The sequence below is a fragment of the Halobacterium yunchengense genome, from assembly GCF_037031165.1.
GTDB classification, from domain to species: domain Archaea; phylum Halobacteriota; class Halobacteria; order Halobacteriales; family Halobacteriaceae; genus Halobacterium; species Halobacterium yunchengense.
In genome coordinates this window covers 337,756-360,765 of the sequence record NZ_JAYEZL010000001.1, presented here as the reverse complement: position 1 = coordinate 360,765, position 23,010 = coordinate 337,756, and the positions used below count along the sequence as shown (strand labels likewise).

General features: G+C 71.8%; 24 protein-coding genes. 9 read left to right on the top strand and 15 right to left on the bottom strand.

Features of this window, described 5'->3' with window-relative positions; all coding sequences use genetic code 11:
* The first annotated feature begins 42 nt into the window (after positions 1-42).
* The 4 genes from trpC to U5911_RS01745 are packed head-to-tail and all read left to right on the top strand — an operon-like array spanning position 43 to position 3,772.
* Positions 43-798 (top strand): indole-3-glycerol phosphate synthase, encoded by a 756-nt coding sequence (gene trpC, locus U5911_RS01760; RefSeq protein WP_336034781.1) that lies wholly within the window; start codon positions 43-45, stop codon positions 796-798.
* Positions 795-2,099, top strand: a complete 1,305-nt coding sequence (gene trpB / locus U5911_RS01755; protein ID WP_336034780.1) for a tryptophan synthase subunit beta — start codon at positions 795-797, stop codon at positions 2,097-2,099. The genes trpC and trpB overlap by 4 nt, the downstream gene beginning before the upstream one ends.
* Positions 2,096-2,953, top strand: coding sequence for a tryptophan synthase subunit alpha (trpA, locus tag U5911_RS01750; protein WP_336034779.1), 858 nt, complete (start codon positions 2,096-2,098; stop codon positions 2,951-2,953). The genes trpB and trpA overlap by 4 nt, the downstream gene beginning before the upstream one ends.
* A 24-nt stretch (positions 2,954-2,977) precedes the next feature.
* Positions 2,978-3,772 (top strand): 2-amino-3,7-dideoxy-D-threo-hept-6-ulosonate synthase, encoded by a 795-nt coding sequence (locus U5911_RS01745; protein WP_336034778.1) that lies wholly within the window; start codon positions 2,978-2,980, stop codon positions 3,770-3,772.
* 41 nt (positions 3,773-3,813) lie between these two features.
* Here the strand turns inward: U5911_RS01745 and U5911_RS01740 are convergent, their stop codons facing one another.
* The 3 genes from U5911_RS01740 to U5911_RS01730 form a co-directional block, all read right to left on the bottom strand.
* On the bottom strand, positions 3,814-4,116 hold the full coding sequence (locus tag U5911_RS01740; protein ID WP_336034777.1) for a hypothetical protein: 303 nt from the start codon (positions 4,114-4,116) through the stop codon (positions 3,814-3,816).
* A gap of 89 nt (positions 4,117-4,205) precedes the next feature.
* Positions 4,206-6,089, bottom strand: coding sequence for a S9 family peptidase (locus U5911_RS01735; RefSeq protein WP_336034775.1), 1,884 nt, complete (start codon positions 6,087-6,089; stop codon positions 4,206-4,208).
* Complete coding sequence (locus U5911_RS01730; RefSeq protein WP_336034773.1) at positions 6,086-6,622, bottom strand: hypothetical protein; 537 nt, start codon at positions 6,620-6,622, stop codon at positions 6,086-6,088. Before U5911_RS01730 ends, U5911_RS01735 begins: the two co-directional genes overlap by 4 nt.
* A 161-nt stretch (positions 6,623-6,783) precedes the next feature.
* On the opposite strand from U5911_RS01730, the gene U5911_RS01725 reads away from it, so the two are divergent.
* On the top strand, positions 6,784-7,950 hold the full coding sequence (locus tag U5911_RS01725) for a 3-dehydroquinate synthase II (protein WP_336034771.1): 1,167 nt from the start codon (positions 6,784-6,786) through the stop codon (positions 7,948-7,950).
* A 107-nt stretch (positions 7,951-8,057) separates the two neighbouring features.
* On the opposite strand, the gene U5911_RS01720 is transcribed toward U5911_RS01725, so the two are convergent.
* From U5911_RS01720 to U5911_RS01710, 3 genes are all read right to left on the bottom strand, one after another.
* Entirely contained in the window at positions 8,058-8,531 is a 474-nt protein-coding gene (locus tag U5911_RS01720) for a zinc ribbon domain-containing protein (RefSeq protein WP_336034769.1), read from the bottom strand.
* 79 nt (positions 8,532-8,610) lie between these two features.
* Complete coding sequence (locus U5911_RS01715) at positions 8,611-9,309, bottom strand: type I 3-dehydroquinate dehydratase (RefSeq protein WP_336034767.1); 699 nt, start codon at positions 9,307-9,309, stop codon at positions 8,611-8,613.
* A 36-nt stretch (positions 9,310-9,345) separates the two neighbouring features.
* The gene (locus U5911_RS01710) at positions 9,346-10,299 is read right to left on the bottom strand and encodes a transcription initiation factor IIB (protein WP_336034765.1); all 954 of its coding nucleotides are present in this window, start codon (positions 10,297-10,299) and stop codon (positions 9,346-9,348) included.
* Positions 10,300-10,480: 181 nt separating this feature from the next.
* Here U5911_RS01710 and U5911_RS01705 point away from each other — a divergent pair, with 181 nt between their 5' ends.
* On the top strand, positions 10,481-11,191 hold the full coding sequence (locus tag U5911_RS01705) for a cobalamin-binding protein (protein WP_336034763.1): 711 nt from the start codon (positions 10,481-10,483) through the stop codon (positions 11,189-11,191).
* A gap of 25 nt (positions 11,192-11,216) precedes the next feature.
* A complete protein-coding gene (locus U5911_RS01700) occupies positions 11,217-11,717 on the top strand; it encodes an inosine/xanthosine triphosphatase (RefSeq protein ID WP_336034761.1) in 501 nt (166 codons plus the stop codon).
* A 47-nt stretch (positions 11,718-11,764) separates the two neighbouring features.
* On the opposite strand, the gene U5911_RS01695 is transcribed toward U5911_RS01700, so the two are convergent.
* The gene (locus U5911_RS01695) at positions 11,765-13,606 is read right to left on the bottom strand and encodes a flippase-like domain-containing protein (RefSeq protein ID WP_336034759.1); all 1,842 of its coding nucleotides are present in this window, start codon (positions 13,604-13,606) and stop codon (positions 11,765-11,767) included.
* Between the two features lie 278 nt (positions 13,607-13,884).
* Here U5911_RS01695 and U5911_RS01690 point away from each other — a divergent pair, with 278 nt between their 5' ends.
* Complete coding sequence (locus tag U5911_RS01690; RefSeq protein WP_336034756.1) at positions 13,885-14,124, top strand: DUF7123 family protein; 240 nt, start codon at positions 13,885-13,887, stop codon at positions 14,122-14,124.
* Positions 14,125-14,406: 282 nt separating this feature from the next.
* Here U5911_RS01690 and U5911_RS01685 read toward each other — a convergent pair whose 3' ends face one another.
* The 5 genes from U5911_RS01685 to pyk all read right to left on the bottom strand — a co-directional run bounded on the left by U5911_RS01685 (position 14,407) and on the right by pyk (position 18,873).
* The gene (locus tag U5911_RS01685) at positions 14,407-15,018 is read right to left on the bottom strand and encodes a winged helix-turn-helix transcriptional regulator (protein WP_336034754.1); all 612 of its coding nucleotides are present in this window, start codon (positions 15,016-15,018) and stop codon (positions 14,407-14,409) included.
* 82 nt (positions 15,019-15,100) lie between these two features.
* Positions 15,101-16,237 carry an SPFH domain-containing protein gene (locus U5911_RS01680; protein ID WP_336034752.1) on the bottom strand — a complete coding sequence of 379 codons (1,137 nt, stop codon included), beginning with the start codon at positions 16,235-16,237 and terminating at the stop codon, positions 15,101-15,103.
* Positions 16,238-16,298: 61 nt separating this feature from the next.
* Positions 16,299-16,820, bottom strand: a complete 522-nt coding sequence (locus tag U5911_RS01675; RefSeq protein WP_336034750.1) for an NfeD family protein — start codon at positions 16,818-16,820, stop codon at positions 16,299-16,301.
* 73 nt (positions 16,821-16,893) lie between these two features.
* The gene (locus U5911_RS01670; protein ID WP_336034748.1) at positions 16,894-17,073 is read right to left on the bottom strand and encodes a DUF7312 domain-containing protein; all 180 of its coding nucleotides are present in this window, start codon (positions 17,071-17,073) and stop codon (positions 16,894-16,896) included.
* Positions 17,074-17,139: 66 nt separating this feature from the next.
* Positions 17,140-18,873 carry a pyruvate kinase gene (gene pyk, locus U5911_RS01665; RefSeq protein ID WP_336034746.1) on the bottom strand — a complete coding sequence of 578 codons (1,734 nt, stop codon included), beginning with the start codon at positions 18,871-18,873 and terminating at the stop codon, positions 17,140-17,142.
* A 104-nt stretch (positions 18,874-18,977) separates the two neighbouring features.
* On the opposite strand from pyk, the gene U5911_RS01660 reads away from it, so the two are divergent.
* Positions 18,978-19,268 (top strand): GYD domain-containing protein, encoded by a 291-nt coding sequence (locus U5911_RS01660; protein ID WP_336034743.1) that lies wholly within the window; start codon positions 18,978-18,980, stop codon positions 19,266-19,268.
* Between the two features lie 291 nt (positions 19,269-19,559).
* Here the strand turns inward: U5911_RS01660 and metG are convergent, their stop codons facing one another.
* The 3 genes from metG to U5911_RS01645 form a co-directional block, all read right to left on the bottom strand.
* Positions 19,560-21,611 (bottom strand): methionine--tRNA ligase, encoded by a 2,052-nt coding sequence (metG, locus tag U5911_RS01655; protein WP_336034741.1) that lies wholly within the window; start codon positions 21,609-21,611, stop codon positions 19,560-19,562.
* A gap of 69 nt (positions 21,612-21,680) precedes the next feature.
* Entirely contained in the window at positions 21,681-22,376 is a 696-nt protein-coding gene (locus U5911_RS01650; RefSeq protein WP_336034740.1) for a LiaF transmembrane domain-containing protein, read from the bottom strand.
* Between the two features lie 45 nt (positions 22,377-22,421).
* The gene (locus tag U5911_RS01645) at positions 22,422-22,994 is read right to left on the bottom strand and encodes a VTT domain-containing protein (RefSeq protein WP_336034738.1); all 573 of its coding nucleotides are present in this window, start codon (positions 22,992-22,994) and stop codon (positions 22,422-22,424) included.
* Between the last annotated feature and the right edge of the window lie 16 nt (positions 22,995-23,010).

The following is a 23,010-nucleotide window of genomic DNA, read 5'->3' as shown; positions in this document are numbered from 1 at the left end:
GACGCAAGCCTTATGTACAGAGTAGTGCATCGATGTACAACAATGCACGAGAGTGAATCGCTGGCGCCGCCGGTGCGGTCCATCCTCGAGGCCGCCCGCGAGCGCGACCCGCCGGAGCGAACCGTCTCCGTGACGCCGCGGTCGCTGCCGGACGCGCTCGCGGCCGCCGCGGCCGACGGCCGCGTCCCACTGATCGCCGAAGTGAAACCGACGAGTCCCACGACCGACGGCGAGCGACGCGACGACCCCGTCGCGCTCGCCGAGCAGATGGCCGACGGCGGCGCCGCCGCGCTGTCCGTGCTCACCGAGCCCGAGCACTTCGGCGGCAGCACGGACGCGCTCGCGGCGGTCCGCGACGCCGTCGACGTCCCCGTCCTCCGGAAGGACTTCCTGCTCGAGGAGCCCCACCTCGACGCCGTCGAGGCCGACGTCGTGTTGCTCATCGCGCGGTTCCTCGGCGACGACCTCGACGGGATGCTCGACGCCGCGCGCGACCGCGGCTTCCAGGCGCTCGTCGAGGTCCACGACCGCGAGGAACTCCGGCGCGCGGTCGACGCCGGCGCCGAGATAATCGGCGTGAACAACCGCGACCTCGCGGCGCTCGACGTCGACCTCTCGACGTTCGAGGCCGTGGCGCCGCACGCGCCCGGGGATGTGACGCTGCTCGCCGAGAGCGGCGTCTCGACGCCCGCCGACGCCCGGCGGATGCGCGCGGCGGGCGCGGACGGCCTGCTCGTCGGAAGCGCCATCATGGACGGCGACGTAGCCGAGAACACGCGGACACTGGTGAACGCATGAGCGGAACGAACGACGCTGCGACCGACGAACGGGAGACGCGAGCGGGGAAGTTCGGCGACTACGGCGGCCAGTACGTCCCCGAGGTGCTGATGCCGGCGGTCGAGGAGCTGGCCGACGCCTACGAGCGCTACGTCCTCGAGAACGAGGACGGGTTCGTCGACGACTTCCGGCGGCGAATCCGGGAGTTCGGCGGCCGGCCGACGCCGCTGTCCCACGCCGAGAACCTCAGCGAGCGCTACGACACCGAGGTCTACCTCAAGCGCGAGGACCTCCTGCACGGCGGCGCGCACAAGCTCAACAACGCGCTCGGTCAGGTGCTGCTCGCGAAGTACATGGGCAAGGAACGCATCGTCGCGGAGACCGGCGCCGGCCAGCACGGCACCGCGACCGCGATGGCGTGCGCACACCTCGACGTCCCCTGCGAGATCTACATGGGGCGGACGGACGTGAACCGCCAGCGCCCGAACGTCTTCCGGATGCGCATCCACGACGCCGAGGTCAACCCCGTGGACGTCGGCTCCGGCACGCTGAAGGAAGCGATCAACGAGACGATGCGGGACTGGGCGACGAACGTCGAGGACACCCACTACGTCATCGGCAGCGTCGTGGGACCGCACCCGTTCCCGGCGATGGTGCGGGACTTCCAGTCGGTCATCAGCGAGGAGGTCCGCGCCCAGACCACCGAGCGCCTCGGCCGCCTGCCGGAGGCCGTGCTCGCGTGCGCGGGCGGCGGGTCGAACACGATGGGCGCGTTCTCGTCGTTCACGGGGAGCGCGCGTCTCCCGGGAGCGCCCGAGGGGAGCCACGAGCCAGCGCCCGACGTCGACCTGCTCGCCGTCGAAGCGGGCGGCTCCAGCCTGGGCGTGGACGCCGAGGAGGGGTACGCGCCGAACTCGGCGAGCCTCTCGACGGGGACGGAGGGCGTGCTGCACGGCGCGCGCACGAAACTCCTCCAGACCGAGGAGGGCCAGATCGTGGAATCGCACTCCGTCTCGGCGGGCCTGGACTACGCGGGCGTCGGTCCGGAGCTCTCGCACCTCGTCGACGAGGGGCGCGTGACGCCCGTGAACGTCGACGACGACGCCGCGCTCGAGGCGTTCCACCGGCTCTCCCGGGCGGAGGGCATCATCCCGGCCCTGGAGTCCAGCCACGCCGTCGCGTACCTCGAAGAGTACGACGGCGACGGGCCGGTCGTCGTGAACGTCTCCGGCCGCGGCGACAAGGACCTCGACACCGTCGTCGAGGAGTCCGCGGCGCGCGACATCGAGGGGTCGCCCTCCATGGAGGTGTTCGAGGAGTGAGCGACCCCGAGACGGCGGACGCCCGGGGCCGCTCCCGACTCGCTGCGGCGTTCGAGGACGGGCCGGCGCTCGTCTCGTACGTCGCGGCGGGCGACCCGAGCGCCGAGGCGACGAAGGCGTACGTCGAGGCGCTCGTCGACGGCGGCACCGACGTCGTGGAACTCGGCCTGCCGTTCTCCGAGCCGGTGGCGGAGGGGACGACCATCCAGAACGCCATCAAGCGCGCCCTCGACGCCGGCATGACCCCCGACGACTACCTCGACCTCGTCCGCGACCTGGACGTCGACGTCCCGGTCGTCTGCATGACGTACTACAACCTCCTGTTCCGGTACGGCGACGAACCCGGACCGGCGGAGTTCGTCGCTGCGGCCGCCGAGGCGGGCGTCTCGGGGTTCGTCGTGCCGGACCTCCCGGTCGACGAGTCCGGCCCGCTGTACGAGGCGTGCCGCGAGCACGGCCTCGACCTCGTGTTCATCGTCGCGCCGACGACGACGCCCGAGCGCCTCGAGCGCATGCTCGACCGGACGACGGGCTTCGTCTACGTCCAGGGCCGGCTCGGGACGACGGGCGCCCGCGACGACGTCAGCGACGACACGCCGGACGCCCTCGCGCGCCTCCGCGACGCGGACGTGCCGAAGGCCGTCGGGTTCGGCATCTCGACGGGCGAGCAGGCCCGCGAGGTCGTCGCCAGCGGCGCCGACGGCGTCATCGTCGGCAGCGCGTACGTGGACGTCGTCGCCGAGGGCGTCGCGGACGACCTGCCCACCGCGGACGTCGCGGACCGCCTCGAGGCGCTCGCCGCCGAACTGAAGGCGGGCGCGCGGAAGGGCCTGCCCGAACCGGAACGCAAATAGCCACCCGTTTGCTACTCACTGACAATGACACCAGGGAAGACAGCGCGACTCGACCGCATCGGCCGGGATGGCCGATTCGTCACCATCCCGATGGACCACGGCATCACGCTCGGCGCGGTAGACGGCCTCGTCGACATCGAGTCCACCATCGACGCCGTCACCAGCAACGGCGCGGACGCCGTCCTCACGCAGAAGGGCATCGCGCCCCGCGTCCACGACAACAAGAACGACGCCGGCTACGTCGTCCACCTGAACGCCTCCACGACCATCGGCCCGGACGCCAACGACAAGCGCCTCACCGGCACCGTCGAGGAGGCCGTCCGCGCCGGCGCCGACGCCGTCTCCTTCCACATCAACGTCGGCAGCGACCACGAGCCCGACCAGATCACGCAGCTCGCTGAGGTCGCGGACGACGCCGACCGCCTCGGCATGCCCGTGCTCGCGATGGCGTACGCCAGGGGACCGGGCGTCGACGAGCACGACGCCGAGAACCTCGGGCACGCCGTCCGCCTCGCCGAGGAGGTCGGCGCCGACGTCGTCAAGACCGCCTACTCGGGCGACAGCGGGAGCTTCGAGCGCGTCACCGAGTCCACGAGCAAGCCAGTCATCATCGCCGGCGGCAGCCCCGAGGGCGACCGCGCCACCCTCCAGAACGTCCGCGGCGCGATGGACGCGGGCGCGGCCGGCGTCTCCATGGGTCGCACCGTCTTCCAGCACGACGACCCGGCGGCGATGACCACCGCCATCGCCGCAGTCGTCCACGACGACGCCACCGCCGACGAGGCGCTCCGGGCGACCGGCCTCCCCATCGAGGCCTGACCGCCGTTCCGCCCTGGACTCGCTTCTCGCAGCCGTCTCCCTCAGCAGTCCGCGTCGACGACCCGCCAGCGCGCGCCGGCGTCCGCGAGCGCGTCCCGGAAGTCCGCCGCCGCGAGCCCGTAGAACTTCTCGCGGCCGACGGCGGTCCGCACGCGCACGACGACCGTGTGCTCGGTCGCGCGGAACGCCGCCAGCGACCCGCTGCCGTCGGTTCGCTCGAGGCGCGCGCACTCCGGTTTCGCCGCGACGACCTCCGACCCGAGGGCCCAGGACAGCGACTCCGCGGCGTCCAGCCCGAAGGGGACGCGGTCGCCCATGATGCGTCCCGAGTCACGCGTTGCCATGCCAGTCAGACGGTGGTTCACGGGCATAAATCGTGGCGTTCCGGCACGCCCCGCGGCGGTGCGGCGGCGCGGGGAGGCCCGTTGGCGATTCAGAGTCGGCGTTCGAGGAAGTCGTCGAGCAGGGCGAGCGGCCGCGGCAGGTCGCCCTCGCTGGCGCCGAAGTGCCCGCTGTCCGCGAGTTCGTGGTACTCGACGCCGCCGCCCTCCCCGACATCGCGGCCGGCGTCGGCCAGCGCGTCGCGCATCCGCCGCGACTGCGAGACCGGCACGCGCGGGTCGTTCTCGCCGTGCACGAGCAACAGCGGCGCGTCGACGTTTCCGGCGTGCGTGACGGGACTGCGCTGCTCGTACAGGTCTGGATGCTCGGCCGGCGTGCCGAGGTGCGTCTGCAGGAAGCCCGACCGGAACTGCGGAACCGTGTGCTCGTACATGTCTGGGAGGTCCGTCATCGGGACGATTGCGGCGCCGGCGGCGTACAGGTCGGGGTACTGGACGAGCTGCCAGAGCGCCGAGTAGCCGCCGAAGGAGCCGCCGTAGACGCAGACGCGGTCGGCGTCCAGCCAGTCGTGTTCGTCGAGGACGCCCTCGACGGCGGTGGCGACGTCGCCCTGTTCGGCGCCGCCCCAGTCGCCGTACAGCGCCCGCTGGAAGTCCCGGCCGCGGCCGCTGGAACCGCGGTAGTTCACCTGGAGGACGGCGTAGCCGCGCCGACAGAGGAACTGGGCGCGCGCGTCGAACTCGCGGCGGTCCGCGATGTGCGGGCCGCCGTGGGGGTAGACAACCAGCGGCGCCGGCCGCCGGCCGGGGTCGTAGAACAGCGTCCCGACGTCGAGCGTCTCGTCGCTGTCGTGGTCGACTGCTCGCGCCGGCGTCTCCGGGACGCCGTCCGACGCGACGTACTCGAAAGCGGGTTCGACGAAGTCCGCGGGCTCGAACGGCCCGTAGTCGCGGTCGAGCACGCGCTCGTGGTCGTCAGTCGCGAGGTCGTAGACGAGCAGTTCGGGGCGCCGGGTCGGCGTCGCGTGCGCGAGCAGGACGCGGTCGTCGTCGACGACGCGGTTCGCGCGCCGGCCGAAGTGCGCGACGCCGTCGGACACGTCGAGTTCGCGCCCCTCGCCCCTCGCGACGTCGTAGACGACCGGGACCGTGAGCGCGTCTCGCTTCCGCGCGGCGACGAACCGCTCGCCGTCCGGCAAGAAGCACTGCGGGTCCTCCACGTAGTCGTTGTCGCCGAACCACGACACTTCGTCGGCGACGAGGTCGTAGACGCCACAGCGCGCGACGCCCGTCGCGTCGTCCGCGACGAGGAGGCGGTCGCCGTCCGCGCTCCAGTCTTTCGGCGCGGTGGTTGACCCGCGCTCGCCGACGTCGAGGGTGCGCCGGTAGCTGCCGTCAGTGTCACAGACCACCACGTCGCGGTTCGAGGGGTCGTCGGTGTCGTTGCCCGGGTAGGCGACGCGGTCGCCGCTCGCGGACAGAATCGGCCGCCAGACCGGGAAGTCGGTGTCAGTCACCTGCGCGAGGTCGCCGCTGGCGGTGTGGGCGACGTAGGCGTCCATGCCGCCGCCGTGGTTCGACCGCACGAGCAGCGTCTCGCCGTCGTCTCCCACTGCCCGGACGGTGGTCGTGCCGTCCGTCTGGACGACCGGCTCGGTGTCGCCGCCGGCGTCGACGGCGTACACGTCGCGCCGTTCTGCGCCGTCGCTGTCGTCGTGGTGGTAGAGCACGCGCTGGCCGTCCGCGGTCCACGCCAGCGGCCAGACGTTGCTCGCGGGCGCGTCGCCGTCCGTCCACTGCGCGACGCCGCCGGACGCGAGGTCGAGTACGTGGATTTCGTTGCGGCCCGTCCGGTCCCAGTAGAACGCCACGCGGTCGCCGTCCGGCGAGACGGTGGGCTGGCGGAGTTCGGGGAGCGTCGCTATCGCGACGGCGTCGTCTCGCTCGTCTCGCCCCGCGGCGTCGCGGCCAGTCATCGGCCGCCCCCGAGGTCCAGCGTGTCGGCGTTCCGAACGAGCCACTTCGCCTGGCCGAGGTCGCGGTTGAACGCCTGCAGTTGCTTGGAGACGTCGCCGCGGTGGTTCGGGCCGTCGTCGCCCGTGGCTTCGACGATGTCGCTGTACGACAGGCCCTGCTCGCGGAGCGCGACGAGTTCGGCGCGGCGCTCCGGGACGCCGTGGTCGGCCAGTTCCGTCGCGCGCTCGTCGGGCGTCTGCTCGCGCACGACGAGCGCGTGGTCGTCGGCGTCGGTGTCGTGGACGACGGCGACGCTGTAGCCGTCGAAGAACCACTGGTGGACGTGGACGTCGTTCGCCGGGTCGTGGCGCTCGTGGCGGTTGCCGTAGTCCTCGACGGGGTAGACTTCGAACTGGAGGCGGCCGGCAGGCGTGTCGGCGTCGACGCCGTTCGAGGCGACGTGGCCGTCGTCGACGGCGAGCGGTATCTCGCCGCGGGACGCGAGCGCTTCGAGCAGGTCGGTGTCCGGTCTGGAGAGGTCGGGGGACGGCATCGCTGGTGTTGGCTAGACGAGGCCAACACAATAGGTGTTGGGGTATCGAGACAAACAGTCTCGCGGTCGGCCGCTCCCAGTCACGCCCTCGGCCGCGAAGCGGTCCTGCAAGAACGCGGGCCTCCGGTACGTTTTAGGCCGCGTGCCGCGTCGCTCCGGCAATGACACGGTCCGTCTGGCTGAAGGCCGACGACGCGGTCGGCGACTGGGAGACCCGGAAGCGACGAATTACGGCGGGACTGGAGGCGGGCGTCGACTGGGTGCTCGTCGACGACCGCGACGTCGAGCGCGTGCGCGAGCTCGGCAGCGTGAACGTCGCGGCGTTCCGCTCGGACGACGGCGACGTCATCGAGGAGGTCGACGACGGCGACGCGAACGAGCCGGACGCGTACGTCGTCGGGAAGGACGGCGAGGGCGACGGCACCGTCGACCTCCCCGAGGACTTCTCCGGGAGCGCGGACCTCTCGACGATCCGCCGCGGGAACGCCGAGGCCGGCTACGTCCGCATCCTCGACGAGCGCTACGAGGCGTTCGCCGAGGAGACGGCGCGGGACGCCGAGTACACCCTCGTGGTCGGCGAGGACTGGACGATCATCCCGCTGGAGAACCTCATCGCGCGCATCGGCGAGGAGACCGCGCTCGTCGCCGGCGTAGAGTCCGCCGAGGAGGCCGAGACCGCCTTCGAGACGCTGGAGGTCGGCGCGGACGCCGTCCTGCTGGACAGCGACGACCCCGACGAGATCCGCCGCACCGTCAACGTCCGGGACGCCGCCGACCGCGAGCGACTCGACCTCTCGTGGGCGGAGGTCACGGCCATCGAGGAGGCGGGCAGCGCCGACCGCGTCTGCGTCGACACGGGCAGCCTGATGGCGGACGACGAGGGGATGCTCGTCGGCTCGATGAGCAGGGGGCTGTTCTTCGTCCACGCCGAGACCGCGGAGTCGCCGTACGTGGCGTCCCGGCCGTTCCGCGTGAACGCCGGCGCCGTCCACGCGTACGTCCGCACGCCCGACGGCGGCACGAAGTACCTCGCGGAGCTCCAGTCCGGCGACGAGGTCCAGGTCGTCGACCGCGAGGGCCGCACGCGCAGCGCGGTCGTCGGCCGCGCGAAGATCGAGAAGCGCCCGATGTTCCGCGTCGAGGCCGAGACCGCGGACGGCGACCGCATCGAGACGCTCCTCCAGAACGCCGAGACCATCAAGGTCGCCACCGCCGAGGGCCGCGTCGCCGTCACCGACCTCTCCGTCGGCGACGACCTCCTCGTCTACCTCGAGGAGGGCGCCCGGCACTTCGGCGAGGCCATCGAGGAGCGCATCATCGAGCAGTAACCCTCGCCACTCTCCCTACGGGGCTCTGCGTCCCCGCCGTCTCGCCTACGTGGCGTCCGCGTCGCGGGCGTCTCGCCGACTCGGCGTCCGCGTCCCTGCCGTCTCGCTTATGTGGCGTCCGCGTCGCCGTCGCCGTCGAGTTCCGTGGTGCACCACGGACAGAAGTCGAGGTCGGGGTCCAGCTCCTTCCCGCAGGCCGGACACGACGCCGGCTGTGCGTCCCCGCTCTCGTCGCCGCCGGCGGCGTCGCGGACCGCCTCGCCGGGCGTGGGGATGGCCTCCGCGACCTGCTCGCGGGCCTCGCGGACGGCGACGACGTACGCGTCCGCGACGTTCAACAGCCTGATGGCGAGCAGGCTCAGCGTCACGTTCGTCCCGAAGCTCTCGCTGGCGGCCATCAGGCCGTCGAAGCCGTCGGCCTCGAACGCCTGGTAGGCCGAGTCCGGGACGACCAGCGCCGCCGTCGCGAGCGCGAGCACGAACCACGACAGCGCCCGCAGCCACTTCCGCAGGTAGACGTGCCCGAGCCCCGGGTAGACGAAGCCGAGTACCGCCGCGATGACGCCGCGTCGATTGACCACGGTTACCCGAGTTCCGTGCTCGGCGCTCCTAAAGCCACCGAACGCCCGACGCGGCTGTCGCGTCTCGGCCCGCCGCGAGTCACACCAGGTCGTCGACGAGCGCGCGCAGCGTCGCCGCGTCGTACTGCCCGGGCGCGGTCGCCCGCTCGGGGTCGACGGGCGCGTACCCGACCCGGGAGCCGTACAGCGGCGCGACGGCGCGCGTGTGCCGGCCGACCTCGCCCATCGCCATCGTCGCGACGTGCGCGTCGACCGCGGTGAACTCGTGGGTGACCCGCAGCACGTCGAGGGCGTCGCCGTGGTCGTGGGCCGTCACCGCGAGTTTCCCGACGTCCCCGAGCGAGCACGCCTCGGCGAGCGTCTCCGCCATCTCGCCCATCGACGGCGTCGCCTCGAAGTCGTGGCTGGAGACGATCGTCGCGGTGTCGCTTGCGCGCGCCGCCGCGAGCGCCTCGGCGCCCTCGCCGCTCGGGCCCGCTGTGTCCCCGTTCCCGTCGCCGACGAGCGCGGCGAGTTCGACGTCGATGGCGGCGACGGCGTCGGTGCGCGCGGCCTCGGCGAGCGCGTCGATCCGGTCGTCGCCGTCGGCCTCGCCGCCCTCCCACGCGGCGCGGTTGGTCGCGACGACGGGGAGGTCGCCGTCGTAGTCGTCGAGCGCTCCCAGCGGGTCGGCAGCGAGGTCCATGCGGAACTCGACGGCGTCGGCGTGCTCGCGCGCCGCGGGCTCGTCGTCGAGGTCGGTGACGACGGCCGCGAGCACGAACTCCTCGAAGTCCATACCGCGTCGGTGACGGCCGACGGAGAAAAGCCTTCGCTAGACGGGAATCGTGTCCTCGGCTTCCAGCAGCTCGTGGTAGCGGTTCCGGATGGTGACCTCGGAGATGTCCGCGACCTCCGAGACCTTCGCCTGCGTGGTCTTCTCGTTCGTCAGGAGCGCGGCGGCGTACACCGCGGCGGCGGCGAGGCCGACCGGCGACTTCCCGGAGTGGACGCCCTTGTCCTTGGCGGTCTTGAGGAGTTCGCGGGCGCGGTGGGACGCCTCGTCGCTCAGCCCGAGGTCCGAGGCGAACCGCGGCACGTAGCTCTCGGGGTCGGCGGGCGCGACCTCGAGGCCGAGCTCGCGGACGACGTACCGGTACGTGCGCGCGACCTCGGCCTTCTCGACGCGCGAGACGTCGGCGATCTCGTCCAGCGAGCGTGGGACGCCGGCCTGGCGCGCGGCGGCGTACACGCAGGAGGTGGCGACGCCCTCGATGGACCGGCCGGGCAGCAGGTCGTCCTCGAGCGCGCGGCGGTAGATGACGGACGCCGTCTCGCGGACGTTGTCGGGGAGGCCGAGGGCGGACGCCATGCGGTCGATCTCGCCGAGGGCCTGCTTGAGGTTGCGCTCTTTGGCGTCCCGCGTGCGGAAGCGCTCGTTCCACTTGCGGAGCCGCTGCATCTTCTGGCGCTGGTTCGACGAGAGGCTGTTGCCGTAGGCGTCCTTGTCCCGCCAGTCGATGTTCGTCGACAGCCCCTTGTCGTGCATCGTGTTCGTCGTCGGCGCGCCGACGCGGCTCTTCTGGTCTTTCTCCTTGGCGTCGAAGGCGCGCCACTCGGGGCCGCGGTCGATGCCGTCCTCCTCGACGACGAGCCCGCAGTCGGCGCACACCGACTCGCCGTGCTCCTCGTCGTCGACGACGAGGCCGCCGCACTCGGGGCAGCCGTCGACGGTCTCCTGTTCGTCCGTGCGCTCCTGCTCTCGGGAGCGCATGCGCGTATCTGTCATTTGGATGAAATCCCCCGGAGAACCCGGATGAGTCGTGGGACATTCGTTTACTCAATTCTCACTTAACGGTTTCGTTCCCGAGCGCAGCACGTGTCAGGGAATCACAGGCGGCGACCGGTGTCCGCGCCGCCCGCGCGGCGCGACCCGACTCGTTATGCCGCCCCCACTCCAAGCCGCGGCCATGCGAGTCGTCTCGCTGGCGCCCAGCGCCACCGCGACCGTCGCCGCGCTCGGCGGCGCGGACCGCCTGGTCGGCGTCACCCACCACGACGACGCCGACGCGCACAAGGTCGGCGGCTGGCTGAACCCCGACTACGACGCCGTCGCCGACCGCGACCCCGACGTCGTCCTCACCAGCGACCCCCTCCAGCGCGACGTCCGCGACGCCCTCCGCGACCGCGGATTCGACGTCGCCCACCACGAACCCGGCACGCTCGAGGCGGTGCTCGCGTCGTTCGCCGCGGTCGGCGACGCGGTCGGACTGCCGGACGCCGGCGCGGACCTCGAGGCCGCGAGCCGCGAGCGCGTCGCCACCGTCCGCGAGCGGGCGCCGGCCGACGGCCCGGTCGTCTACTGCGAGGAGTGGGACGACCCACCGATGGCTGCCGGGAACTGGGTGCCGGACGTCGTCGCCGCGGCGGGCGGCCGCTACCCCTTCGTCGACGCCGGCGAGCGCTCCCGCGAGGTCGACGCCGGCGAGGTCCGCGGAGCCGACCCCGACCACGCCGTCGTCCACGTCTGCGGGAAGGGCGACCGCGTCGACGCCGACCCGGCCGACCGCTGGGGCCTCGACGCCGACGTGCACGTCGTCGACGACAGCCTCCTGAACCAGCCGAGCCCCAGACTGCTCGACGGCCTGGAACTGCTCGCCGACCGGATCCGCGGCGACTAAGGGCCGGCGCCGCCCGGGGACTGGTATGCGAGTCGCCGTCGGCTCCGGCAACCCGGTGAAACGCGACGCGGTCGCGGCCGCGCTCCCGGACGCGACCGTCGAGCCCGTCCCGGTCGAGAGCGGCGTCCCCGAGCAGCCGTGGGGGGACGACGAGACCGTCGAGGGCGCGCGCAACCGCGCGGAGCGCGCGCTCGCGGCCGGCGCGTACGACCTCGGCGTCGGACTGGAGGGCGGCGTCGCGCCCGGCCCGACGGGCCTGTTCCTCGTCATGTGGGCGGCCGCCACGGACGGCGACCGCTGGGAGGTCGGCGCCGGTCCGCGCATGCGACTCCCCGACCGCGTCGCCGACCGGCTCCGCGACGGCGCGGAACTCGGGCCCGTGATGGACGACCTGCTGGACACCTCCGGCGTCGCGGAGAACCGGGGCGCGGCGGGCGTGCTCACGGGCGGCGTCACCGACCGCACCGAGGCGCTCCGGACGGCGGTCGCGGGCGCGCTCGGCCCGTTCCTCACCGACTACTACTGACGCCGGGCGCCGTCGGGCACACTCTGGGCGCCGTCGCGGCCGCCGACTCACTCCTCGGGCGCGACCGCGTCCGGCTCCGAGCCCAGGTCGGCGTCGGTGCCGTCGACGGCCTCGGTCAGGGAGACGTTCAGCCACGTCATCGAGAGCGCGCCGCCCGCCACGGTGACGACGTTCTTCACGATGTGGTCGACGATGGCGACGCCGAGCGCCAGCCCGAACGACACCGGCAGCAGCGTCGACACGATGGCCGCGAACGCCGCCTCGTAGATGCCGACGCCGCCCGGCGGCCCCGGGATGACCTTCGCGAGGTTGCCGACGCTCACCGCGAAGAACCCGACGGCGAGCAGGCTCACCGGCTGGACGTCCAGGCCGAACGCCAGGAACACGAGCAGCGCCGTCGCGACGTCGATGGTCCAGATGACGACGCTCGTCCCGCCGATGCGCGCGAACGCGCGGGCGTCCGCCGCGCCGCGTTGCACGTCGCCGACGAACTGCTCGAAGACCGACGCCACGTACTCCACGTAGGAGTCGTCGCTCGCCCACTCCACGACCCGGCGGACGTAGTTCGAGTCCGAGCGCGCCGACCACACGATCGCCGCGACGGCGCCGACTGCGAGCACGCCCACCGCGGACGCCACCACGACCGCCTGCTGGACGGCGCGGGACTCCTGGCCGCTCAACCCCTCGCCGGCGGCCGTCGACGCGAGCTCGGCGACCGTCTCCGGCGCGAACGCCGCGAGCACGACGAGCACGCCGCCCGCCAGCACGGTGATGGTCAGGAGGTCGTAGACGCGCTCGACGGTCAGCGACGCGAACCCCGTCGTGTACGGGATGTTCCGGCGCGCCTTCACGACGTACGCGCGGATGGCGTCGCCGGCGCGCGCCGGGATCACGAGGTTCCCCGTCTGGCTGATGAACACCGCGCCCGTCATGAACCACGCGTCCTCCCGGTAGCCGAGCTCCGCGAGGATGTCCCGGTACCGCAGCCCGCGCAGCGGCCAGGACAGCACGTAGACGGCCGCGCCCGCCAGCACGAGCGCGGGGTCGGCGTTCCCCACCGCGTCCACGAACGCGCCGACGTCGATGTACACGAACATCAGCGCGAACGCCACCACGGACAGCAGGACGCCGACGACCGTGCCGGTGCGGCGGTTCGCGTACGGGCTGACGTTGAACTCCCAGAAGCACCGCAGGATCTGGCTGCCCATCCCGAAGACGTCCCGCACCAGGTCGACCTTCGAGTCCTCCCGGGGCGTCCACTCCACGGGGAACTCCTTGACGTCGAGGCCGCGGCGCTGCGCGCGCACCAGCATCTCCGTGTCCCAGAACCAGTGCTCGTCCGCGACGTCCTCGGCCAGCGCCTCGAACGCCTCGCGGTCGAACGCCTTGAAGCCGCACTGGTGGTCGCGCAGCCGCGACCCGAGCAGCCCGCGCACGGCGAGGTTGAACCCCCTGGAGGGGATGCCGCGTTTCATCGGCCGGTCGGCCTGCTGGCCGGGGATCCACCGCGACCCGGTCGCCAGGTCGTACTCGCCGCTCCGGACGCTCTCGACGAGCTCCTCGAGGTGGCGGAGGTCCGTCGCGAGGTCCGTGTCGAAGTACACGAGCGTGTCGCCGCGCGCGTCCCGGAACGCCGCGTTCAGCGCGCCGCCACGGCCCAGGCGCTCGTCGCTGTGGAAGTGCCGCACGCGGTCGTCCTCGGCGGCCAGCCGCGCGGCGATCTCGGGCGTCTCGTCCTCGCAGCCGTCCTCCGCGACGACGACCTCGTAGCTGCCCGCGGGGAGGAACTCCCCGAGCCGTTCGAGCGTCGTGCGGACCGTCGTCTCGATGGTCTCCGCCTCGTTGTACGCGGGGAGGACGACAGTCACCTCGACGCCCGGATCCGTCATCGGTGCGGAAATCGGGCTGGCCCGCGTATGAACTTTCTGTCTTCCCGCGTCCGAGGGCCGCCGCGCGGACCCCGCTCGCGGCCGGTGTGCCTGACCGCGCGCACTCGCGGTCGGTGTGTGGCACTGACAGCCTCGCGGTCGACGCGCGTTCACCGCGCCTACCAACTCCGCGCGCCCAGTCGACCCAGGCGCCCGTCGGCAGCGGAGAAACCGCAAGACTGCGGGCGATTTACCGCACGTACCAAACCCCTCTTGGGGGTGCCGACCAATCCAGAGATATGAGCGCGACCGCCGCGTCGAGCCAGGCACTCACCCCCAAGCAGCGCCGCATCCTCGAGTACCTCCGCGAGCACGCCGACGACCGGACCTACTTCAAGTCGCGGCTCATCGGCGACGAACTCGACCTCTCCGCGAAGGAGGTCGGCGCGAACATGCCAGCCATCGAGGACGGCGAGTTCGACGTCGACGTCGAACGCTGGGGGTACTCCTCGTCGACCACCTGGAAGGTCGACGCCTGACGACTGCAGCGACACGTCAGGCGCGGCCCCGTCATCCAGCCGCGCCAGCCGCGGTCGCCGCAGCCCGCGACCGACCGGCGCCTCGCGTTCTCCGTCCGGCCCCGCCGGACGACCAGTGTCTGTCCGCTTCGAGTGGGTTCCCGTCTCCCGTAGCGACGCCCGGGAACCGCTAGCCGGTCGAACCAGGCGGTCAGGGCTTTTCGGACCCGGCGGTCAGGCGGTCAGGGCTCCTCGGACCAGGCGGTCAGGCGGTGGGGGTTCGCAGGAGAGTGGGTCCGTCGGTCAGGGCTCGTAGGAGAGCAGGTCCGCAGCCCCGCTGGCGAACTCCGCGGTCTGCGCGTCGAAGGAGTCCGCGTACCGCACGAGCAGCGTGATCAGCGTCTCCGGCTGCTGGATCGCGTAGCCGTCCGCCCGCGACAGCACGCCAGCCTCCTCCAGCTGGGCGGCGTACTTGCTGACCGTCGCCGGCGAGACGTCGAGGCGCTCCGCGAGGTCGCCAGCGGTCGCGTCCGGGTCCGCGAGCAGGTTCACGACCATCCCCCGTGGGGTGTCCCGGCGGAGGTAGCCCAGCGCGCGCTGCTCGAACGCGGAGAAGCGGCCGGCCGGGTAGAACCGCCGGTAGTCGCCGTCGCGAGCGCTCTCCACGGCGCCCTCCTCGAGCAGCCGGCGGAGGTGGTGTTGGGTCTCCCCGGTGCCGAGCTGCAGGTCGTCGCGGAGCTTCGAGAAGTGCGCGCCCGGCGTCGTCGTCACGTAGCCGGTGATGGCGTCGCGGACGTCGCTCCCGCCGGCGTCCCCGTCGTCCTCGTCGCCGTCAGCGAGCCGCGTCAGCGGGCTCGCGGCGCCCACCGCGGCGAACCGGCGGAGGGTCGCGCGCTTGTCCTCGTCGATGCCCATTCAGGCCACCCTAGGCGGCGGGACGGCAAAAGCATTCGGTGCCTGTTCGCCGCCAGCTCGTTGTAAGCGGTCGTTAAACTGGTTACGACTTGCTTTCCCCGTCGTCGCCGTCCTCGAACTCCTGGTCCATCTCGCTGATGACCTCGTCGGTCGACCGCAGGCCGGCGTCCTCGCCCTCCTTGACCGCCTGGGCCTGCTCTTCGATCTCCGAGGGGTCGACGTCCGCCTCCTCGCTGATCTGGTTGATGATCTCGTCGATGTCGTCCAGGCCCAGCAGCTCGCGGGTCTCCGCGTCGAAGTCCTGGGTGGTGAGCTTCTCGGCGTCCTCCGCGACGTCGCTGCCCGTGAGGTGCTTGCTGTACCGGCCGAGCAGGCTCGAGATCTCCTGGGGGAGCACGTACGTCGTCGACTCCGCCTGCCCGATGGACTCCAGGGTCTCCATGCCCTTGTCGACGATGGCGCGCTCGCCCATCGACTCCGCGGACTTCGCGCGCAGCACCGTGGAGATGGCGTCCCCCTGGGCCTCCAGGATCTGGGACTGCTTCTCGCCCTGCGCGCGGATGATGTTCGACTGCTTGTCACCCTGGGCCTTCTCGATGGCGGACTGCCGTTCGCCCTGGGCCTCCAGGATCATCGCGCGGCGCTTGCGCTCGGCGGACGTCTGCTGTTCCATCGCCTGCTGGACGTCCTGGCTGGGGTTCACTTCGCGGACCTCCACGCTCTCGACGCGGATGCCCCACTCGTCGGTCGGCTCGTCGAGCTCCGTGCGGATGCGGGAGTTGATCTGCTGGCGCTTGTTCAGCGTGTCGTCGAGCTCCATGTCGCCGAGCACCGCGCGCAGCGTCGTCTGCGCGAGGTTCGACACCGCGGTCTTGTAGTCGTCGACCTCGAGGAACGCGCGCTTGGCGTCCCGCACGCGGATGTAGACGACCGCGTCCGCCGTCACCGGCGAGTTGTCCCGCGTGATGGCCTCCTGGCGCGGGACGTCGATGGTCTGCGTGCGCATGTCGAAGGGGTACGTGCGCGCCACGAACGGCGGCACGATGTTGATGCCGGGTTCGAGGAGGCCGCGGTACTCCCCGAACACGGTCAGGGCCTTCTTCTCGTAGGCGTCCACGATCTCGACCGTCTCGTAGACGACGACAGCGAGCAACAACAGCAACAACAGCCCGACGGCCGTGATGACTGTGCCGCTCGCCGCTAGCGGGGTGAACTCCATGCGTGAACGTTCGGCACGCGGACAATAAGTGTTGGTACGACTCGCGGCCGCTGCGACGCGGTCAGGCGCCGTCGGCGTCCGTGCGCTCGCGGTCGAGTTCGCGGTCGATGTCGTCTTGGCCGTCCACCGCCTCGACGGTGAGGATGTTGCCGCCGCCCGGGTCCACGACGACGACGTCCGTCCCCTCCTCGATGGTGCCGGAGATGGTGCGCGCGCCGTACGTCGGATCGAAGCCCCCGGACTGCAGTTTCACGCGGCCCGACCGCTCGGTCACCGTCTCCGTGACGTAGCCGCGCTCGCCCCGGAGGTCGTCGGCGTCCCGCGTCTGTCCCCGGCCGGTCCCCTGGTAGAAGTCGTAGTTGCGGTACGTCCACAGCGCCGCCAGCCCCACCGCCAGCACGAGGCCGGCGAGCACGAACGGCGTCGCCGCAGCCGGCACGAACAGCCCGACGAGGCCGGCGACGAGGAGGGCGACGCCGATGACGATGAGGTGCGCGCCGGGCGCCAGCGCCTCCATGATGCACAGCGCTGTCCCGACGACCACCAGCAGGAACGACAGGGACTGCCCGAACACTTCGACCATACCACTCAGTTAGGAGGGCGCCGGGAAAACCGTTACCCGCCCGTCGGCCCGCCGCGGCGGCCCGGACCCCGGCCTAGCCGAACAGCAACAGTCCGAGGACGCCGACCATCACGGCGACGCCCAGCAGGAAGAACGCGACGTTCTCGGCGCTCGGCGACCCGGGTTCGATGGCGCGCTCGTCGGGTTCGGCGTCCGGGCCGACCTCGTCGAGCTCGTAGCGCCACTCGCGCCCGTCCGCCTCGTCGTCCGACATACGACCGGGTACGCGGGCGGCGCGGAAAAACGCGCGGATTCCCGCGACGGCCGCCGGCCGTCCGGGTCAGGACTCGCCGGCGTACACCACGCCGCGTTCGCCGTCGACGGTGACGAGGTCGCCGGCCGCCACGTCCTCGAGGCGCGCGTCGCCGACCATCGGGACGCCGAGTTCGCGCGCGACCATCGCCGGGTAGCCGGTCATCCCGGACTGCGCGCTGACGACGCCGCCGAGCCGCGAGAGGTCGCCGCTGAACTCGGCGTCGAAGCCCGGCCCGAGCACGACGACGCCGCCCTCGGGCACCCCGGAGAGGTCGCCGTCGTCGAGGAACGCCACCGGCCCGGTGACGCGCCCGCTGACGACCGACTGGCCGACAGCGAGCGTCTCCGCGGCGACGTGGACTTTCAGCGTGTTCGTCGTGCTCGCGCCCTCCAGTTCCGTCATCATCCCGACGAGCACCACGACCGTGTCCCCGCTGTCCACGGCGCCGGAGTCGACGGCCGCCTGGACGGCGCGCTCGACGACGGTCGTCGCGTCCCCCTCCGCGACCTCCGCGTACTCCGCGTGGACGCCCCAGTGCAGGCCGAGCTGGCGGCGCACGCGGTGAGACGGCGTCGCGCAGACCACGGGGACCCGCGGCCGGAACTTCGCGGCCTTCCGGGCCGTGTACCCGGACTCCGAGGCGACGACGACGGCGCTGGCGTCGATGTCCCGCGCGAGGTAGCGGGCGGACCGCGCGAGCGCGTCGGTCTTCGCGGAGCCGTCCGCCTCCGGCACGCGCTGCTCCTGGAGTTCCTCGTACTCGCCGCTGGCCTCGACCTCGCGCACGATGCGGTCCATCGTCTCCACGACGCGCGTCGGGTTCTCGCCGACCGCCGTCTCCGCGGACAGCATGACGGCGTCAGTGCCGTCCAGGACGGCGTTCGCGACGTCGCTGGCCTCCGCGCGCGTCGGCCGGCGCGCGTGCACCATCGAGTCCAGCATCTCCGTCGCCGTGATGACCGGGACGCCCTCGTCCCGGCAGCGCCGGATGATGCGCTTCTGGATCATCGGCACGTCCTCCATCGGGCACTCGACGCCGAGGTCGCCGCGCGCCACCATCACGCCGTCTGCGGCCTCGACGATGCCCTCGAGGTTGTCGACGGCGCCCGCGCGCTCGATCTTCGCGACCACGGGGACGTCCGCGCCGAGGGACTCGAGCACGCGCTCGACCTCGAGGACGTCGTCGGCGTCCCGCACGAAACTCGCCGCCACGTAGTCGACGCCCGCCTCGGCCGCCAGCTCGAGGTCGCGGCGGTCCTTCTCCGTGACGACGTCGAGGTCCAGCGCCACGCCCGGGACGTTGACGCCCTTCCGGCCGCCGAGGTCGCCGCCGGACTCCACGCGCGCGACCACGACGTCGCCCTCGACGCGCTCGACGACCGTCTCGATGCGGCCGTCGTCCAGCAGCACGCGGTCGCCGGGCTCCGCCGCCGCGACGCTCGTCGACAGCCCCACGCGTTCGCCCGTCGTCTCGCCGCCCGGCACGAACTCCACGACGCTGCCCGTCGCCAGGTGGACCGGCTCGTCGGTCTCCGCGGTCCGCACCTCCGGGCCCTGCGTGTCCAGCATCACCGCGACCGGCTGTTCGGTCGCCTCGTCCACGCGGCGCGCGGTCGCCACCAGGTCGCGGCGGTCCGCGAGCGACCCGTGGCTGGCGTTGATGCGCGCCACCGACATTCCGGCGTCCACGAGCGCTCGCACCGACGACTCGCCGTCGGTCGCCGGGCCGAGCGTGCAGACGATCTTCGCGTTCCTCATCGTCGCCGCGTACGGAATCCCGACGCAAAAGCGTACGTGTTCACTCGGAACCGAGTACTACGACGGCCACAGGGGTTTTTGGGCGTCCGCGGCCAAGCGAACGTATGCCTACCTACGCCGCCTTCGCGAACGTCGAAACCGGGGAGTTCCAGAACGCCCAGGAGCTCGCCTCGATCTGGGGCGACCTCCGACAGGACCTCAGGACGCGGGACTGCCAGCTCCGCGACGCCTACGTCCTCCTCGGCGAACGCGACGTCCTCCTGCTGTTCGACGCCGACTCCCGCGAAGCGGCCCTCGAAGCCTCCATCGCCGCCGAACGCTACGGCATCGAGATGCAGACCATGGAGGCCATGCACGTCGACGACCTCGGCGAACTCGTCGAGGAACGCCCCTGAGCCACTTTTTGTTGCGCTCGGGCGGCCTGCGGCCGCCCTCGCTTGCACAAACCCGGTGGAAAAGCGCTTCGTCCTCCCTCCGGTCGCGCGCTGAACCGTGGCCCTCGGGTTCTCCGAACCGCTCGGGCCACGGATGCTCGCTCGTCGGCTCCTCGGTTCGCCGACTGCTGTGCCCGCGTAGATTCAAATAACAAGCCGGGACCATCCCGGCGCGTGACGTAGAAATCGTCCGGTGCGTTCGGATGCGGAACGGCGGCACCACGCACCGGCGCCGTCTGCCGCCTGCCAGCCCTACTTGACCTTCGTGCCCGGCTCGCTGTCCCCGTGGGTCGTCAGGAGGTCGGCGTCCTCGCCCGCGGCGAGAACCATCCCGTTCGACTCCACGCCGAACAGCTCGGCCTGCTCGAGGTTCGCGACCACGACCACGCGCGTCCCCGGGAGGGCGTCGAGGTCGTGGAGCTGCTTGATGCCCGCGACCACCTGGCGGACCTCGTGGCCGATGTCGACCTCGAGGCGCGCGAGGTCGTCCGCGCCCTCGATTCCCTCCGCGGCGACGACCTCGCCCACGCGGATGTCCAGCTCCTGGAAGTCCTCGAAGCTGACTCGTTCGTCGGCGAGCGGTTCCAGCTCGACGTCGGATTCCTCGCTCACGTCCCCGTCGTCGCCCTCGTCGCTACTGGCTGCTTCGATCTTCGCCTGGAGCGCCTCGTCCAGTTCCGCGACGCGCTCGTCCTCGACCTTCTCGAACAGCTCCTCGGGCTCCCCGAACTCCGCCGGCGGCGCCTGCAGGCAGTCCCCGACGGTGGCGTCCGCCGCGGTGTCGGGCTCGCCGAGCTGGCGGTAGGCCTCGTCGGCCTTCTCCGGCGTGAACGGCTGCAGGAGGACGGCGACCGCCTTCACTAGCTGCACGCAGTCCCGGATGACCGGCGCCGCCTCGTCGTCGTCGAGCTTCCAGGGCTCGTTGTGCTGGATGTACTCGTTGCCGAACCGCGCGAGCGCCACCGCGCGCTCGCCCGCCGACCGGAGGTCGTAGTCGTTCAGCGCGTCCTCGTAGTCGTCCATCGCCTGCGCGATCTCCGTCTCCACCTCGTCGGAGACCGCCGCGTCCGGCGTCCCGCCGAAGTTCCGGCTCGCGAACAGCAGCGCGCGGTAGACGAAGTTCCCCACGACGTCCGCGAGCTCGCTGTTCACGCGCTGCGCGAACCGCTCCCAGGAGAAGTTCACGTCGCGCTCGAACCCGCTGGCGGTCGCCATGTAGTACCGCAGCAGGTCCGGGTGCAGCCCCTCGTCGAGGTACTCCCGGGCCCAGATGGCGCGGTTCTTCGACGTCGACAGGCCCTTCCCGTCGATGTTCACGAACCCGACCGCGCAGACCGCCCGCGGCTCCGCGTAGTCCGCCGCCTCCAGCATCGCCGGCCAGTAGACGGTGTGGTGCTGGATGATGTCCCGGCCGATGACGTGGACGACCTCGCCGTCGCCGTCCTTCCAGACGGACTCCCAGTCGAAGTCGCCCGTCCGCTCGCAGTACTGCTTCGTCGCGGAGACGTACTCGATGGGCGCGTCCACCCAGACGTAGAGGACGAGGTCCTCCGCGCCCTCGCCCGGGTAGTCGATGCCCCAGTCCATGTCCCGCGTGATACAGAGGTCCTGGAGGTCGCCCTCGATCCACTCCAGGGGCTGGTGTTTGGCGTTGCTCGTCCCCTCCATGCGGTTGATGAACCCCTGGAGGTGTTCCTGGAGGTCCGAGAGCCGCAGGAACTTGTGTTCGCGCTTGCGGTACTCGGCGGGGTTGCCGGTGATGGTCGAGACCGGGTCCTCGATCTCGCCGGGTTCGAGGTGGCGCTGGCAGCCCTCGTCGCACTCGTCGCCGCGCGCGTGCTCGCCGCAGTACGGGCACGTCCCCTCGACGAACCGGTCGGGGAGCCACTGGTCGGCCTCGGGGTCGTAGGCGACGTCGATCTCCTTCTCGTGGACGTAGCCGTTCGCCTCCCAGGCGCGCACGAACTCCCTCGTGAGCTCGGTGTTCGTCTCGTCGTGCGTGTGGCCGTACTGGTCGAAGTCGACGTTGAACTCGGGGAACGTCTCCTGGTACTGTTCGTGGTGGCGGAGCGCGAACTCCTCGGGGCTGACGCCCTCCTTGGCGGCTTCGACCGCGATGGGCGTGCCGTGCATGTCGCTGCCGCAGACGTAGACCGCCTGCTGGCCGAGTTTCCGGAGGCCGCGCGTGAAGACGTCGGCGTTGACGTAGCTGCGCAGGTGGCCGACGTGGAGGTCGCCGTTCGCGTACGGCAACCCCGCGGTGACCACCGCCGGGTCGTCGGTGGGGAAGTCCTCGTGGGTCATGTTCTCTCGTTCTGCCGGCGCGGGCCTAAAGCCCGCTGGTTGCGTCGCGTCCTTCCGGGTTCCGGCCGGTCAGCGGTCGACGCCGACGCCGCCGAACAGCGCGAGTCCGGTGACGACGAGGTCGACGTCGCCGTCGGCCGCGGCGACGCCGCGCGGCCGCTCGTCCTCCGCGCCGCCGAACAGCGAGAGGACGTCGAGTTCGACGTTCCAGTCCTCGGGGACGCGGAGCTCCGCGCCGCCGAACAGGACGAGGCAGTCGACGGTCGCCGGCTCGCTCGGGCGGTCGGCGTCCCGGAGGTCGAGTTCCGCGCCGCCGAACGCGACGAGGACGTCGCCGCCCCGGAAGCCGGCGCCGGTGACGCGGCGCTGCGAGCCGGAGAACAGGCTGACCAGAGAGACGTCCCCGCCTCGCACCTCGGCGGTCGAGCCGCCGCCGGCGCGCCGTCGCCGGGACTTCCCGACGGTGTAGAGGACGCCGAACAGCACGACGAACAGCGGCCACCACGTGCCGAGCTGCTGGTCGGTGACGTAGCCGAGGTTCTTCGCCTGGTAGGTGGTGGCGACGGCGACGACCATCGCCGGGCCGGTGAGGTTGCGGAATCGACTGCGGACGAGCGCCCACAGGCCGAGCGCGACGAACACTGACGGGAGGAAGTCCCAGAGGGACTCGGTCGGTGCGGCGTCGGTGGTGGACAGCAACAGGAGGACGCCGACGAGCACGATGAGCAGGCCGGTTGTCAGGCGACTGGAGCGCACGCGGAGCACGTCTGCGGCATGCGTGTCGGCTCTCTTAATTGTTCGCGTCGCCGGTCACGCGAACGCGATCGCGCCCTCGATGACCGCGATGGTGACCGCGAGTCGGCCGACGCTCCCGGCGAACGCGGCGGCGGCGAACCGCGTGTAGTTCTTCTCGATGACGGAGAACACGTAGATGGAGAGGGTGTCCGGGAACCCGGGGACGGAGAGGCCGATGGCCATGCCGACGTAGCCGTACCTGCGGACGAGCGCGACCATGCGTCGTTTCGACCACTCGACGGGGTCGAACCCGAGGCGTCGGACGGCGTCGACGACGACGCCGGAGTGGCTGGCGCCGTGGCCGACGTACAGCGCGATGACGCTGCCGAGCGCCTTGCCGACGCCGCTGACCGCGACGACGACGCCGACGGTGGCGGCGGGAGGGAGGCCGAGCGCGAGTTCGGCGGCGCTCGCGCAGACGTAGCCCGCGGGACACAGCACCACCTCGCTGGGCAGCGGCAGCACGAACGCGATGAGGAACGAGTAGACGAAGATGATGCCGAGGCCCGGCCAGCCGGTCGCCGCACGCACCGCTGCCTCGACGGCGCCGAGGTCGATGGAGGCCGCGAGTCCGGGAGGCGGGTACACTGTCTGGTGGGTGGGT